Source organism: Aquabacterium sp. (genome assembly GCF_029946005.1).
GTDB lineage: Bacteria > Pseudomonadota > Gammaproteobacteria > Burkholderiales > Burkholderiaceae_C > Aquabacterium.
Map to the genome: position 1 here is coordinate 53,845 of NZ_JAQSDR010000009.1, position 13,862 is coordinate 67,706.

Annotated in this window: 9 protein-coding genes; 5 read left to right on the top strand and 4 right to left on the bottom strand. The window is 62.2% G+C overall.

What is annotated here, in order from left to right:
- Window positions 1-255 precede the first annotated feature (255 nt).
- On the top strand, window positions 256-942 hold the full coding sequence (locus PSV38_RS06750) for a response regulator transcription factor (protein ID WP_300546112.1): 687 nt from the start codon (window positions 256-258) through the stop codon (window positions 940-942).
- 7 nt (window positions 943-949) lie between these two features.
- On the opposite strand, the gene PSV38_RS06755 is transcribed toward PSV38_RS06750, so the two are convergent.
- The 3 genes from PSV38_RS06755 to map are packed head-to-tail and all read right to left on the bottom strand — an operon-like array spanning window position 950 to window position 5,864.
- On the bottom strand, window positions 950-2,440 hold the full coding sequence (locus PSV38_RS06755) for a PAS domain-containing protein (RefSeq protein WP_300546113.1): 1,491 nt from the start codon (window positions 2,438-2,440) through the stop codon (window positions 950-952).
- An 8-nt stretch (window positions 2,441-2,448) separates the two neighbouring features.
- Window positions 2,449-5,040, bottom strand: coding sequence for a [protein-PII] uridylyltransferase (locus PSV38_RS06760; protein ID WP_300546115.1), 2,592 nt, complete (start codon window positions 5,038-5,040; stop codon window positions 2,449-2,451).
- A gap of 14 nt (window positions 5,041-5,054) precedes the next feature.
- Window positions 5,055-5,864: a type I methionyl aminopeptidase gene (gene map / locus PSV38_RS06765; RefSeq protein ID WP_300546116.1), complete on the bottom strand. Its 810-nt coding sequence runs from the start codon at window positions 5,862-5,864 to the stop codon at window positions 5,055-5,057.
- 115 nt (window positions 5,865-5,979) lie between these two features.
- Between map and PSV38_RS06770 the strand changes: the two genes are divergently transcribed.
- Complete coding sequence (locus PSV38_RS06770; RefSeq protein WP_300546117.1) at window positions 5,980-6,720, top strand: hypothetical protein; 741 nt, start codon at window positions 5,980-5,982, stop codon at window positions 6,718-6,720.
- Between the two features lie 64 nt (window positions 6,721-6,784).
- Complete coding sequence (gene purL / locus PSV38_RS06775; protein WP_300546119.1) at window positions 6,785-10,816, top strand: phosphoribosylformylglycinamidine synthase; 4,032 nt, start codon at window positions 6,785-6,787, stop codon at window positions 10,814-10,816.
- 22 nt (window positions 10,817-10,838) lie between these two features.
- Here purL and PSV38_RS06780 read toward each other — a convergent pair whose 3' ends face one another.
- Window positions 10,839-11,153, bottom strand: coding sequence for a DUF2322 family protein (locus PSV38_RS06780; protein ID WP_300546120.1), 315 nt, complete (start codon window positions 11,151-11,153; stop codon window positions 10,839-10,841).
- A 160-nt stretch (window positions 11,154-11,313) separates the two neighbouring features.
- Here PSV38_RS06780 and PSV38_RS06785 point away from each other — a divergent pair, with 160 nt between their 5' ends.
- The gene (locus PSV38_RS06785; RefSeq protein ID WP_300546121.1) at window positions 11,314-12,972 is read left to right on the top strand and encodes a CTP synthase; all 1,659 of its coding nucleotides are present in this window, start codon (window positions 11,314-11,316) and stop codon (window positions 12,970-12,972) included.
- Window positions 12,969-13,823, top strand: a complete 855-nt coding sequence (kdsA, locus tag PSV38_RS06790) for a 3-deoxy-8-phosphooctulonate synthase (RefSeq protein WP_300546122.1) — start codon at window positions 12,969-12,971, stop codon at window positions 13,821-13,823. The genes PSV38_RS06785 and kdsA overlap by 4 nt, the downstream gene beginning before the upstream one ends.
- Window positions 13,824-13,862 lie beyond the last annotated feature (39 nt).

Sequence of the window (13,862 nt, forward strand, 5' to 3'; positions counted from 1 at the left end):
GATTCTTGGAATAGCCAAGCGTGAAGGCGAGCTTGCTGTGAGTGCTTGGTGAGCAATGGTTGGCATGGGGCGCGGGTTCCTTTGTGGCCAAGGCTTTTCGTGTAACGGTCTGAATTTATCGGCTGTGAAAATGATGAATGAAGTCATTTATTCGCTTCTTGTGAAGTTGGCAGGTTGTTGCTCGCCATTTCTCAAGGTTTGAGAATGGGCCGCCATGCTCGAATTCATGGACCAAAGACCAACAAGCATTTTTTCATGCTGCCCAAAACCCTTGCCCTGGTCGACGACGACCGGGAATACACCGAATTCCTGTCTCAACATCTGGTCGGGCTAGGCGTTCACGTCGATGTATTCGCCGACAGCAATCACCTGCTGGCGCACCTCGATCCGTATGGCTACGACTTTTACGTGGTCGATCTCATGTTGCCGGGAATTGACGGTGTCGATCTGATCAAGGTGCTGCGACTTCGCACAGAGGCGGGTTTGCTGGTGGTGTCAGGGCGGCTTGCTCCCGATGTGTTCCAACACGTCATCAATGCGGGCGCAGACATGTACCTCACCAAGCCGGTGCAATTTGAACAGGTCACTCTGGCGCTCCAGGCCGTGCACCGCCGGGTTGGTTCTTCCAATCAGCCGGGCGCGCCGTGGCGGCTCGATCGCCGCGCCCGCCAATTGCTGGCCCCGGACGGCGCGCGCGTGGACCTCAGTGATTCGGACCTGGCGGTCATGGAGTGTTTCATGGTTGCGGGCGGCCAAGCGGTCACCCGTGAGGCATTGCGAGAGCGGCTGGGCTGGGCGGCGGAAAGCGACGGGTCCGACAGCCTCAATGCCACCATCTACAGACTGCGCCGACGCATTGAGCGTGCCACGCCGATCCTTGTGCCTCTGCAGTCAAAATCGCGCGTGGGCTACGTGTTCAAGGCGCCGTTGAAGGCGGCATGAAGTCTGTCTATTGCTTCATGATCAAACGCATGGCAACGCCGTCAGCGTTGTTGCCGACCAACTGCACTTCTCCACCGTGCAACTCCATCACCCTGCGCACGATGTAGAGGCCCAGCCCCAGACCATGGGTGGACGGCCCACCGCCCGCTTGCCGATGGATGTCGCGCTGGAATAGGAGCGGAACGAGGTTGGCCTGGATGCCATGGCCTTTGTCGATGACCTCGATGACCAGGGCCAGCGGTTCATCCGAGTCCATGACGCGGATGAGCACCGGTGATGTGGGGGGGCTGTGTTTCAAGGCGTTGGACAGCAGATTCCGAAGCGCCAGGCGCATCAGGCTCATGTCCATGGAGGCGGTGCGCGTAGCGGTGATGCGTTCTATGCTGAGGCGCCCACGATCACCGGGGGGCATGTCGGCAATCGACACGGCCAGCAGCGTGTCAATGTCGGTATCCGCCTTCTGGATCGGGGTCGGGTGTGCGAGCAGTGAGGCCACCGCCAGCGTGTTGTCGATGCTGGCGAGCACTTGGCTCATCACCGTTTGGGCCCTCGTCAGGCGCAACGAGGCAACTTGCTCACCCACTTCAGCCAACGCACTGGCCGCGCCCTGCAGTGCCGCCGATGCGTTGTTCAAGGGTTGGCGCACCTCGTGCGCCAAGACATCCAGCATGTCGCTGCGTTCGCTCAGCAGGCGGTCAAGCTCTTGCGCGTGGCGCTCACTTTGTGCCCGAAGCACCTGTTCCCGCTGCAACTCGGCCTTGCGCTGTCGATGTTCCGTGATGTCTTGAATGGCCCCGCTCAAACGCACGGCGACCCCGTCTTCGAATTCGACCTCGCCAAACGTGCGAACCCACAGTTGTCGACCCGATGCACTCTCGAAGGGCAGCTCCAAATCCCACGGCGTGCCTTTGTCGATGCTTTCACGGACCGCGGCCTCGATGATCTGGCGAGCCTGAGGCGCATAGAAAGCGATGCCACTCTGTACCGTGGGCAGGTAGTCTGGCCCCACATCGTGGATGCGTCGGGTTTGATCGGACCAACTCACCACATTGGCGCGAAGATCGACCTCCCAGCCCCCCACGCCTGCGATGCGCCCCGTGCGGTCCATCAGCGCTTCGCCGGCCTGCAGTGCGGCTTCTGCGTTCTTCAGCTTGGACACGTCGGTCACCTGGACCATGAAGCCCGCCACTTGGCCATTCACCATGTCAGGCGTGTAGGTGGCCAGACCGTGCCGTTTCACGCCATCGGGTCCCGTGATGACGCGCTCGAAATTCTGTTCTTCGCCTTGTAAAGCGCCCTGTATGTAAGTTTCGTTCAATGCATACAGCTTGGGGCCAAGCAAATCCTTGATCGAGGTGCCAATGAGCTTGTCCGGGTCGACCCCGAACCACCGTGCATAGTCCCGGTTGGCAAAGCAGCAGAGCAGGTCTTTGTCCCAGTAGGCCAGCATGGATGGAGCCTGGTCGACCAGCCGGCCCGAATAGTAGGATTTGTCCATGAGGCGAGCTAGGGCGCGATGGCTTCCAATAACTCGGTTTCCAGCCTCAATTGCGATCGGTCCTGGCGCAGCCCGGGGCCCGTGACCAGGAAGGTGTCTTCCACGCGCTCACCCAGTGTGCTGACTTTGGCCAGCTGAACGTTGACCTGGTGGCGCGCCAGCACGCGGGCGATCACGTACAGCAGGCCGGAGCGGTCGCTGGCGGACACGCTGAGCAGCCAGCGCTGTGCACGCTCGTCAGGCCGCAGGCTTACGCGAGGCTGCACTGGGAATGACTTAACCCGCCGCGACAGCCTGCCCTTGCTGGGTTCGTGGAGGGGCAGGTCGGAGGCACAGGCCTGGGCCAGTTGGTTCTCGACCAAGGCGATCAGATCGCGGTAATGCACACCTTCTTGCGATGAGTTGGGGGCGGACATGATCTGGAAGGTGTCCAGCGCATAGCCACTGTTGGTGGTGTGGATGCGGGCATCTTGAATGGTGAAGCCGGCTCGGTCAAAGTAGCCGCAGATGCGGGCGAACAGATCAGCCTGGTCGGGGGCGTACACCAGCACTTGCAAGCCCTCGCCAGCCGGCGACAAGCGTGCCCGAACAATGGGCACGGCGGTCTCTACCAGTTGCCACAAGCAGCGCGTGTGCCACGCGATGTCGGGGGCGTCGTGGCGCGCGAAGTAGCTCATGTCCAGCGTCTTCCACAAAGACAATTCGATGCCTTCGGGCAGGTAGTACAGCGCCAGCGAGTGCCTCGCCTGCTGCTTGCGGGCTTCAATCTCGGCATCCATGTGCGGCCGCGCACCACCCAGGGCACGCAGGGTGAGCTTGTAAAGATCTTCCAGCAGCTTGCCTTTCCAGGCATTCCAGACTTTAGGGCTGGTGCCTCGGATGTCCGCCACGGTCAACAGGTACAAGGCGGTGAGGGAGCGTTCGCTGCCCATGCGCTTGGCAAAGGCCAGGATGACGTCTGGGTCGCTCAAGTCTTCTTTTTGGGCCACGCGTGACAAGGTCAGGTGCTCGCCCACCAGGAACTGGATCAGCTTGGTGTCTTCAGCACTGATGCCGTGGGCCTTGCAAAAACGGTGCACTTCCTGGACGCCCAGCTCGGAGTGGTCGCCCCCGCGCCCCTTGGCCACGTCGTGGAACAGCGCGGCGATGTACAGGATCCAGGGCTTGTCCCATTCGGCGGCCAGCTGGGTGCAGAACGGGTACTCGTGCGCGTGCTCCGGGATGAAGAAGCGGCGCACATTGCGCACCACCATGAGGATGTGCTGGTCCACGGTGTAGACGTGGAACAGATCGTGCTGCATCTGCCCGACGATGCGGCGGAACACCCACAGGTAACGACCCAGCACCGAGGTCTGGTTCAGCAGCCGCATCACGCGCGTCAGGCCTTGTGGCTCCTTCAGGATGGCCATGAAGGTTTGCCGATTGACGGGGTCACGGCGGAACTCCGCGTCCATCAGGTCGCGGCCGTTGTACAGCGCCCGCAAGGTGCGGGCAGACAGGCCCTTCATGGTGTTGTCGTGCTGCAGCACCAGGAAGGTTTCCAGGATGGCATGACGGTCGCGCTGGTAGAGGTCATCGCTGACCACTTCCAGGAAGCCGCCCCGATCCAGGAACTTGTCATTGATCGGGCGCATGGGCGCGTCTTGCGAGCCCAGGATGCGCTCTTCAATGTTCAGCATCAGGATCTGGTTGAGCTGCGTGACGGCTTTGGCGGCCCAGTAGTAGCGGCGCATCAGGGCTTCGCTGGCGCGCAGGGCGGGCGTGTTCACATAGCCGAAGGTTTCGGCCACGCCAGCTTGCAGGTCGAACACCAGGCGGTCTTCGCGGCGTCCGGCCACCTGGTGAAGTCGGGCGCGAATCAGCTTGAGCAGGCCTTCATTGCGTTGCAGCTGGCGGGCCTCGAAGGCCGTCAGCAGGCCCTTGACCGCCAACTCGTGCCAGTTTTTACCGAAGCCGGCAGCGCGGGCCACCCACAACACCACCTGCAGGTCACGCAGCCCGCCCGGGCTTTCCTTGCAGTTGGGCTCGAGGGCGTACGGCGTGTCTTCGTACTTGTGATGGCGTTGGCGCAACTCCAGGGTCTTGGCCCGCATGAAAGCGGGCGCATCCATGTGCTGCAGCGTGGCTTCTTTCAGTTCTTCGAAGTGAGCTTTGGAGCCACACAGAAATCGGGCTTCCAACAAGGCGGTCTGGACGGTGACATCCCGCTGGGCTTCCTCGCTGCACTCTTCAACGCTTCGCACGCTGGAGCCGATCTCCAGGCCGATGTCCCAGCAAGCGCTGATGAAGCTTTCAACGCTTTGGGTCAGGCCCTCGTCGCCGGCCACCGAGGGGGAGACCGGCAACAGCACCAGAACATCGATGTCGGAGTGCGGGAACAGTTCACCCCGGCCATAGCCACCCACGGCCACCAGGGCCGCGCCTTTGGGCATGTGGTGGGCCTCCCAGAGCAGTGTCAGGCTGCGGTCCACGGCCTTGGCCGTGTTGTGCAACAGTCGTGTGGCAGAGGCCGCGATGGGACGGGCGTTGGCGAACTGAGTCAGCAGGTCGGTTTTGGCGTTGCGAAGCTGCGTGCGTAACGCCGGGATGTCCAGAGGCATGGGGTAAAACCGCTTCAGGCCTGGGCCGTGATGAATGCTGGGGGGGGCGGGCTGCCAGCGGACACAGTGAGCACTTCGTAGCCGGTCTCGGTGACGAGCACGGTGTGCTCCCATTGGGCCGACAGGGAGTGGTCCTTGGTGACGATGGTCCAGCCATCGGGCAGCGCCTTGATGTCGCGCTTGCCAGCGTTGACCATGGGCTCAATGGTGAAGGTCATGCCGGGCTTCAACTCTTCAAGCGTGCCCGCCCGGCCGTAGTGCAGCACTTGGGGGTCTTCGTGGAAGCGTTGCCCGATGCCGTGACCGCAGTATTCGCGCACCACCGAAAAGCCCTGGTTCTCCACAAAGGTCTGGATGGCGTTGCCAATGTCGCCCAGGCGGATGCCGGGTTTGACTTTGGCGATGCCGCGCCACATGGCTTCGTAGGTCAGGTTGCACAGGCGCTTGGCCGCGATCGAGCCTTCGCCGACGACGAACATGCGGCTGGTGTCGCCATGCCAGCCATCCCTGATGACGGTGATGTCCAGATTGACGATGTCGCCTTGCTTGAGCGCGCGCTCGTTGGGGATCCCGTGGCAGATGGTGTGGTTGACCGAGGTGCAGATGGACTTGGGGTAGGGCGCGTGGCCGCCCGGGGCGTAATTCAAGGGCGCGGGGATGGTGCCTTGTACCTCGACCATGTAGTCGTGGGCCAGCTTGTCCAGCTGTTCCGTGGTCACGCCCGGCTTGACGAAAGGAGTGATGTAGTCCAGAACCTCAGAGGCGAGGCGGCCAGCGAGGCGCATGGCGTCGATTTCGGCGCCGGTTTTGATGGTGATGCTCATGGGCAGGATTATCCGGGTTTCCAGCGCAGCCTGCCACGCCAGGCAAACACGCTGATGACGCTTTGAATTTAACGGGTTTAATGCAGTCTTCACGGTTCAAAAAATGGGCGCGCGGATGAAGTTGCGTCGATTCAATGTCATGGGCTGGATTGGCCCTGTGTTTTTTGGTTTTGCGGCGCTGGGCAGCGCTCATGCCCAGCAGGCCTTGTCGGCGTACAAGGTGGGCGCCACGCTGGCGATGCCTTCCGGTGCCTTGAACAACCTGGGGCAGGTGGCGGGTTTCACGCACAAGCTGGGTGGCTACTGGCCGTCCACGGGTGGTGTTGACGTCTGGTTCGGTGTGACGCTGCCGATCCTGACCACCAGCCGGTCCGAGAAAATCCAGCCGGTCATCTGGAAGAACGGCAAGCCCACACTTTTGCCGCGGTATTGGGGGCTGTATGACGCGCTGGCTTACCAAGTGTCGGACAACGGCTGGGTGGTGGGCACTTCGAGGCCCGAAGACCAGTTGTACGGCCTGAGGACGGTGTTCACCTACAAGGATGGTGTGATTCGCGTGATGCCGGATGTCAACGCGCTGGTCCCGGGCAGTTTTTTGAGGCTGGTCTCGGTGGCGGATGGCGGTGCGGTTTTGTTCTACTGGACGGTGTTTGGCCGAGGCCAAGAGGTGCCGATGCTCTGGCAGGGCGATACCGTGGCCACGGTGGCGTCACTGCTGCCGGTGGGCACGTCGAAGTTCCCGGACGGCTCGCCAGGTCCGGTCGAGGCGTATGACATGAACGACAAGGGACAGATCCTGGCTCAGATCATTTCAGCGGGACAGAAAAACGTGATCTTGAATCCGGTGGCGCCCTGATTCTTGAAACTGGGGCGTTTAAAATGCCGGGTCTTTACCCATGGAGGCCTCCCGGCCTGCCCCGATGTCCAAGCTGATGCATTTCGAGGGCGGCAACGCCCAGGCCCCTCACCAAGTTCAGGCTTTGCTGCCCAAACTGCAGGCCATCAATCCCAAAATCACCGGGGTGCATGCACGTCACGTGCACTGGGTGTCGTCCGACCACAGCCTGTCGGCCAACGAAACGGACACGCTCTCGGGCCTGCTCACTTACGGCGATCCTTACCAAGGGCCGGTGGACGGCGAACTGATCGTGGTCATGCCCCGCCTGGGCACCGTCTCGCCCTGGGCTTCCAAAGCTACAGACATTGCGCACAACTGCGGTTTGAAGATCCGCCGGGTCGAGAGGGTGACTGAATTCCGCCTGACGCTCAAGACGGGCCTGCTTGGGGCGATCACGGGTGGCAGCAAGCCTTTGACGTCCGCCGAGCTGAACACGGCCGCTGCGGTGCTCCACGACCGGATGACCGAAAGCGTGGCCCTGGTCCGCGACGAGGCCACCCATTTGTTCGACGAGAAGCCCGGTCAACCCATGGAGCACGTTGATGTGCTGGGCCAGGGGCGCGGCGCTTTGGAGTCGGCCAACAAGACCTTTGGCCTGGCTTTGTCGGATGACGAAATCGACTACCTGGTCAATGCCTTCACGGGCCTGAAGCGCAACCCGACCGATGTCGAGTTGATGATGTTCGCGCAGGCCAACAGCGAACACTGCCGCCACAAGATCTTCAACGCCCAATTCACCATCGATGGGCAGGCGCAGGATTTGTCGATGTTCGGCATGATCCGCAACACCGAAAAGCTCAACCCGCAACACACGGTGGTGGCTTATTCCGACAATGCTTCGGTGATGGAAGGCCACCAGATCGAGCGCTGGATGCCGGCTGGCTACACCAACGCCCCGCAGTACCAGGCCACGTCCGAATTGGCCCACGTACTGATGAAGGTTGAAACCCACAACCACCCCACGGCGATTTCGCCTTACCCTGGCGCTTCAACAGGTGCTGGTGGTGAGATCCGCGACGAAGGCGCCACCGGCCGGGGTTCGAAGCCCAAGGCAGGTCTGACCGGTTTCTCGGTGTCCAACCTCCACCTCCCCGGCACCGATGAGCCCTGGGAGAAGAACCCGGTTGGCAAGCCTGAGCACATCGCCAGCCCGCTGCAGATCATGATCGAGGGCCCCCTGGGTGGCGCTGCCTTCAACAATGAGTTCGGTCGACCGAATTTGGCGGGCTATTTCCGCGTGTACGAGCAGACCGTGGGCGAGGGCGCACAAGCCATCCGCCGCGGTTACCACAAGCCGATCATGATCGCGGGCGGCCTGGGCACCATCGCGTCCACGCAGACCCACAAGATTCAGTTTCCGGCAGGAACGCTGTTGATTCAACTCAGTGGCCCCGGCATGCGCATTGGCATGGGTGGCAGCGCGGCCAGCTCGATGGCGGCTGGCACCAACGCGGCCGACCTGGACTTTGATTCGGTGCAACGCGGCAACCCCGAGATCCAGCGCCGGGCGCAAGAGGTCATCAACCATTGCTGGCACCTGGGCGCGAACAACCCCATTTTGGCCATTCACGACGTGGGCGCGGGCGGCATCTCCAACGCCTTCCCTGAGCTGGTGGACGGTGCGGGCAAGGGCGCCCGGTTCGATTTGAGCAAGGTGCCTCTGGAAGAGTCGGGCCTGGCCCCCAAAGAGATTTGGTGCAACGAAAGCCAGGAGCGCTACGTCCTGGCCATCGCGCCCGAAAGCCTGCCCATCTTCACCGCCATGTGCGAGCGCGAGCGTTGCCCCTTCGGCGTGGTCGGCGTGACCACCGAAGAATGCCAATTGGTCCTCGAAGACACTACCGCCGCCAACCCCGGTGCAGACCGTCCTATCGACATGCCGATGGACGTGCTGCTGGGCAAGCCGCCCAAGATGCACCGCGACGTCAAGAGCGTGGTGCGCGATGGTGGCGAGGTCCGCCTCACCGGCGTGGCCTTGAGCCAGGTCGCGCTGGACGTGCTGCGCCACCCCACCGTGGCCAGCAAGCGTTTTTTGATCACCATCGGCGACCGCACCGTGGGCGGCCTGAACCACCGCGATCAGATGATCGGGCCCTGGCAAGTGCCCGTGGCCGACTGCGCCGTCACGTTGGCCGACTTCAAGGGCTTCGCGGGCGAAGCCATGAGCTTGGGCGAGCGCACGCCATTGGCTTCTGTCAACGCGCCAGCCTCGGGCCGCATGGCCGTGGCCGAGGCCATCACCAACCTGCTGGCCGCGCCGATTGAGCTGAGCCGCGTCAAGCTGTCCGCCAACTGGATGGCCGCTTGCGGTGAAGCGGGTGAAGACGCTGCCCTGTTTGAGACCGTGCGTGCCGTGGGCATGGAGCTTTGCCCCGCGCTGGGTGTGTCCATCCCCGTGGGCAAGGACTCCTTGTCGATGCGCACCCGTTGGTCTTCGGAACAAGGCGAAACCAAACAGGTCACGGCACCAGTCTCGCTGATCGTGACCGCCTTCGCGTCCATCCCCGACGTGCGCCCCACGCTCACGCCGCAACTGATCACGACCGAGGCTGGTCAAGCGCTGGACACCTCGTTGATCCTGGTCGATTTGGGGCAAGGCCAAGGCCGAATGGGCGGCTCGATCCTGTCGCAGGTGCTGAACCAGTTTGGCAATGCCGTGCCTGATCTGGACAGCCCTGAGTTGCTCAAGCAACTGGTGTCTGCCGTGAACGCCTTGCGCGCTCAGGGCAAGCTGCTGGCCTACCACGACCGCGCCGACGGCGGCCTGTGGGCCACGGCCTGCGAAATGGCTTTTGCAGGCCACACCGGCGTCAGCCTGAACGTGGACATGTTGGTCACCGAGGGCGATGGCATCAGCGACAGCCGTGCCGACATGGGCGACTCGAAGAACTGGGCCGACCAGGTGGGCGAGCGCCGCAAGGAACTGACCTTGAAAGCCTTGTTCAACGAAGAACTGGGTGTGGTGCTGCAAGTTCGCACTGCCGATCGCTATGCCGTGCTGCAGACCTTGCGCGAGCATGGCCTGTCCAAGCACAGCCATGTGATCGGCAAGCCCAACACCAAGGGCGTGGTCGAGGTCTGGCGTGATGCCAAGACCGTGTTCAGCGCGCCGCTGGAGCAGTTGCACAAGACCTGGGACGAGGTCAGCTGGCGCATTGCACAGTTGCGTGACAACCCGGTCTGCGCCGACAGCGAACACGCTGCCGTGGGCTTGACCAGCGACCCGGGCTTGCACGTCAAGCTCAGCTTCGATCCTGCAGAAAACGTGGCCGCGCCCTTCATCAACCACACTCGTCCCAAGGTCGCCATCTTGCGCGAGCAGGGCGTCAACAGCCACCTGGAAATGGCCTACGCCATGCACCTGGGTGGCTTCGACACCTTCGACGTGCACATGAGCGACCTGCAGGCTGGCCGCGCCCGGCTTGATCAGTTCCAGGGCTTCGTCGCCTGCGGGGGCTTCAGCTATGGCGACACGCTCGGAGCCGGTGAAGGCTGGGCTCGTTCGATCATGTTCAACGCCTTGCTGGCCGAACAGTTCGCGGCCTTCTTTGGCCGAACCGACACCTTTGCCCTGGGCATCTGCAATGGTTGCCAGATGCTGGCGGCACTCAGTCCCATCATCCCCGGCGCGCAGGACTGGCCCAAGTTCACGCACAACCAGAGCACGCGCTTCGAAGCACGCCTGAGCTTGGTCGAAGTGATCGAGAGTCCATCCTTGTTTTTCACGGGCATGGTCGGCAGCCGCCTCCCGATCGCCGTGGCGCACGGTGAAGGATTTGCCGACTTCTCGCAGCGCGGCAACGCTCAGCAAGTCAAGCAAGCCATGCGCTTCGTGGACAACATGGGCGCGGCCACCGAGGCCTATCCCTTCAACCCGAACGGCAGCCCCGGCGGCTTGACGGCTGTGACCACGGCCGATGGGCGCTTCACAGCCATGATGCCGCACCCGGAACGCGTCTTCCGCAACGTGCAGATGAGTTGGACCAGTGGTGACAAGAGCGCGCACAGCCCCTGGCTGCGCCTGTTCCAGAACGCCCGCCGCTGGGTGGGCTGAGGCGCTTTCCCTCAGCGGCAGGTCAGGCTGGCAACAGCTTGACCGCCCATTGGCCACCTTGCTCGATCAGGGTGATCAAACGGTCAATGTTGGGGTGCTTGCCGGGGTTGGCTCGGGCATCCCCGGTGTGTTCGGCATAGAGGTCCAGACCGCGTGAGGCGGCTTCGGCATTGATCACGCCGGAGGCGTCGGCCAATGAGGCATAGACGGCCAGCGAACCCGCCTGACCCGGTTTGTTGTCGATCGTGGCCGCCACCGCGCCTGATGCGTCGATCAAATGCAGTCCAGACAGATGAGAGACGGGTGGAAGTTGCTTGAGGTTGTCGCTGAAAGCCATGTTGCTCGTCGGTTGAAAAAATCAGGGAGCCATTGTCTGCGAAGCGATCCGCATTCCCAAGGCAACCGACGCCTTCCTCGCGTATGAGGTATCTCGCATACGCCTATAATGCCGCTTTACCACCGCAGCGTTTGGCGTAATGAGCCAACGCTACAGCGCAATGACCAAGTTTGTCTTCGTCACGGGCGGTGTGGTGTCCTCGCTTGGCAAGGGCATCTCAGCCGCTTCTTTGGCCGCCATTCTCGAATCGCGTGGCCTCTCCGTGACCCTCATAAAGCTCGACCCGTACATCAACGTGGACCCGGGCACCATGTCGCCGTTTCAACATGGCGAGGTGTTCGTGACCGATGACGGGGCCGAAACTGACCTCGACCTGGGTCACTACGAGCGTTTCATCACCAGCCGGATGAGGCGCAGCAACAGTTTTTCTGCGGGCCAGATCTACAAAAGCGTCCTTGAAAAAGAGCGCCGCGGCGAGTACTTGGGCAAGACCGTCCAGGTCATTCCCCACATCACCAACGAGATTCAGGATTTCATCCGCAGGGGCGCACGCTTTGGCCTGCCTGACGCGGTTGATGTGGCCATCGTCGAAATCGGCGGCACCGTCGGCGACATCGAATCCTTGCCCTTCCTGGAAGCCGTGCGCCAGATGAGCCTGAAAATGGGCCCTGGCAACACCGCTTTCGTGCACCTGACCTACGTGCCCTTCATCGCCGCCGCTGGCGAGTTGAAGACCAAGCCCACGCAGCACACCGTGCAAAAGATGCGCGAAATCGGCATCCAACCCGATGCCTTGCTGTGCCGTGCCGACCGCGCCATCCCGAAGGACGAAGCCGAGAAAATCTCGCTCTTCACCAACGTGCCCGAATCTGGCGTGATCTCGGTGTGGGACGCCGACAGCATCTACAAGGTGCCCCGCATGCTGCACGAGCAGGGCCTGGATGACCTCATCTGCGCCAAGCTGCAACTGAGCACCAAGCCTGCCGACCTGTCGCGCTGGGATACGCTGGTCCATGAAGTCGAGCACCCCAAGAGCGCCGTCACCATCGCCATGTGCGGCAAGTACACCGACCTGTCGGACTCGTACAAATCCCTCAATGAGGCGCTGCGCCACGCCGGCATCCACAACCATGCCCGCGTCAACATCGAGTACGTGGACTCCGAAACGCTCACGCCCGAAACGGCCGACACCCTGGCCAAATACGATGCCATCCTGGTGCCTGGCGGCTTCGGCAAGCGCGGTGTTGAGGGCAAAATCATCGCGGCGCAATACGCCCGTGAACACCGCATCCCTTACCTGGGCATCTGCCTTGGCATGCAGGTGGCCACGATTGAGTACGCGCGCCACATGGCTGGCTTGACGGGTGCGAACAGCACCGAGTTCGACCCTGAAAGCCCGCACCCCGTCATCGCCTTGATCGATGAGTGGCTGGACGCCGACGGCACCGTGCAAAAGCGCGATGCGCAGTCCGATCTGGGTGGCACCATGCGCCTTGGTGCGCAAAGCTCCGACGTCAAGCCCGGCACCATCGCGCACGAAATTTACGGCCCCGTCGTGACCGAGCGCCACCGCCACCGCTACGAAGCCAACGAGCGTTACCTCGATCGCCTGCAAGAGGCTGGCTTGGTCATCTCCGCCATCACCCAGCGCGAAAAACTCACTGAAATGGTCGAGTTGCCCAAGTCGGTTCACCCCTGGTACGTCGGCGTGCAATTCCACCCTGAGTTCAAGTCGACCCCGTGGGATGGCCACCCGCTGTTCATCGGCTACATCAAGGCAGCGTTGGAACACCATCAAGCCCAGAAAGGCACGGCATGAAGCTTTGCGGATTCGACGTTGGCCTCGACCACCCCTTCTTCCTGATCGCTGGCCCTTGCGTGGTCGAGTCCGAGCAGCTTCAGATGGACACGGCCGGTGCCCTCAAGGAAATCTGCCTTGAGCTGGGCGTGCCCTTCATCTTCAAGTCTAGCTATGACAAGGCCAACCGCTCGTCAGGCACGTCTTTCCGTGGCCCGGGCATGGAAAAGGGCCTCGAGATCCTGGCCAAGGTCAGGCGCGAACTGAACGTGCCCATCCTGACCGACGTGCACACCGAGGCCGAAGTGCCTTTGGTGGCCTCGGTGGTCGATGTACTGCAAACGCCCGCGTTTTTGAGCCGCCAGACGGATTTCATACGCGCTGTGGCCCAGAGCGGCAAGCCCGCCAACATCAAGAAGGGCCAGTTTCTGGCCCCTGGTGACATGAAGAACGTCATCGACAAGGCCCGTGCCGCCGCGCGCGAAAAGGGCCTGCCCGACGACGTGTTCATGGCCTGCGAGCGTGGTGTCAGCTTTGGCTACAACAACCTCGTGTCCGACATGCGTTCGCTCGCCATCATGCGCGAAACCAACGCGCCAATCGTGTTCGACGCGACCCACTCGGTGCAGTTGCCGGGCGGGCAGGGCACCAGCTCTGGCGGCCAACGTGAATTCGTCCCCGTGCTGGCGCGCGCGGCCGTGGCGGTGGGCATCTCCGGTCTGTTCATGGAGACCCACCCGGATCCCGCCCATGCCATGAGCGACGGCCCCAACGCCGTGCCGCTCAAGCACATGAAGGCCTTGCTCGCCACCTTGGTCGAGCTGGATCGCATCACCAAGAAGAACGGCTTCCTGGAAACCAATTTCAATTGACCAGGTCAGTCTCTTAAATTTTCAACAACAAACCGCTTT

Bases quoted from the DNA above. Each gene is read 5' to 3' on its own strand.
- PSV38_RS06750 (WP_300546112.1), top strand. From the start codon at position 256: ATGCTGCCCAAAACCCTTGCCCTGGTCGACGACGACCGGGAATACACC.
- PSV38_RS06755 (WP_300546113.1), bottom strand. From the start codon at position 2,440: ATGGACAAATCCTACTATTCGGGCCGGCTGGTCGACCAGGCTCCATCC.
- PSV38_RS06760 (WP_300546115.1), bottom strand. From the start codon at position 5,040: ATGCCTCTGGACATCCCGGCGTTACGCACGCAGCTTCGCAACGCCAAA.
- map (WP_300546116.1), bottom strand. From the start codon at position 5,864: ATGAGCATCACCATCAAAACCGGCGCCGAAATCGACGCCATGCGCCTC.
- PSV38_RS06770 (WP_300546117.1), top strand. From the start codon at position 5,980: ATGAAGTTGCGTCGATTCAATGTCATGGGCTGGATTGGCCCTGTGTTT.
- purL (WP_300546119.1), top strand. From the start codon at position 6,785: ATGTCCAAGCTGATGCATTTCGAGGGCGGCAACGCCCAGGCCCCTCAC.
- PSV38_RS06780 (WP_300546120.1), bottom strand. From the start codon at position 11,153: ATGGCTTTCAGCGACAACCTCAAGCAACTTCCACCCGTCTCTCATCTG.
- PSV38_RS06785 (WP_300546121.1), top strand. From the start codon at position 11,314: ATGACCAAGTTTGTCTTCGTCACGGGCGGTGTGGTGTCCTCGCTTGGC.
- kdsA (WP_300546122.1), top strand. From the start codon at position 12,969: ATGAAGCTTTGCGGATTCGACGTTGGCCTCGACCACCCCTTCTTCCTG.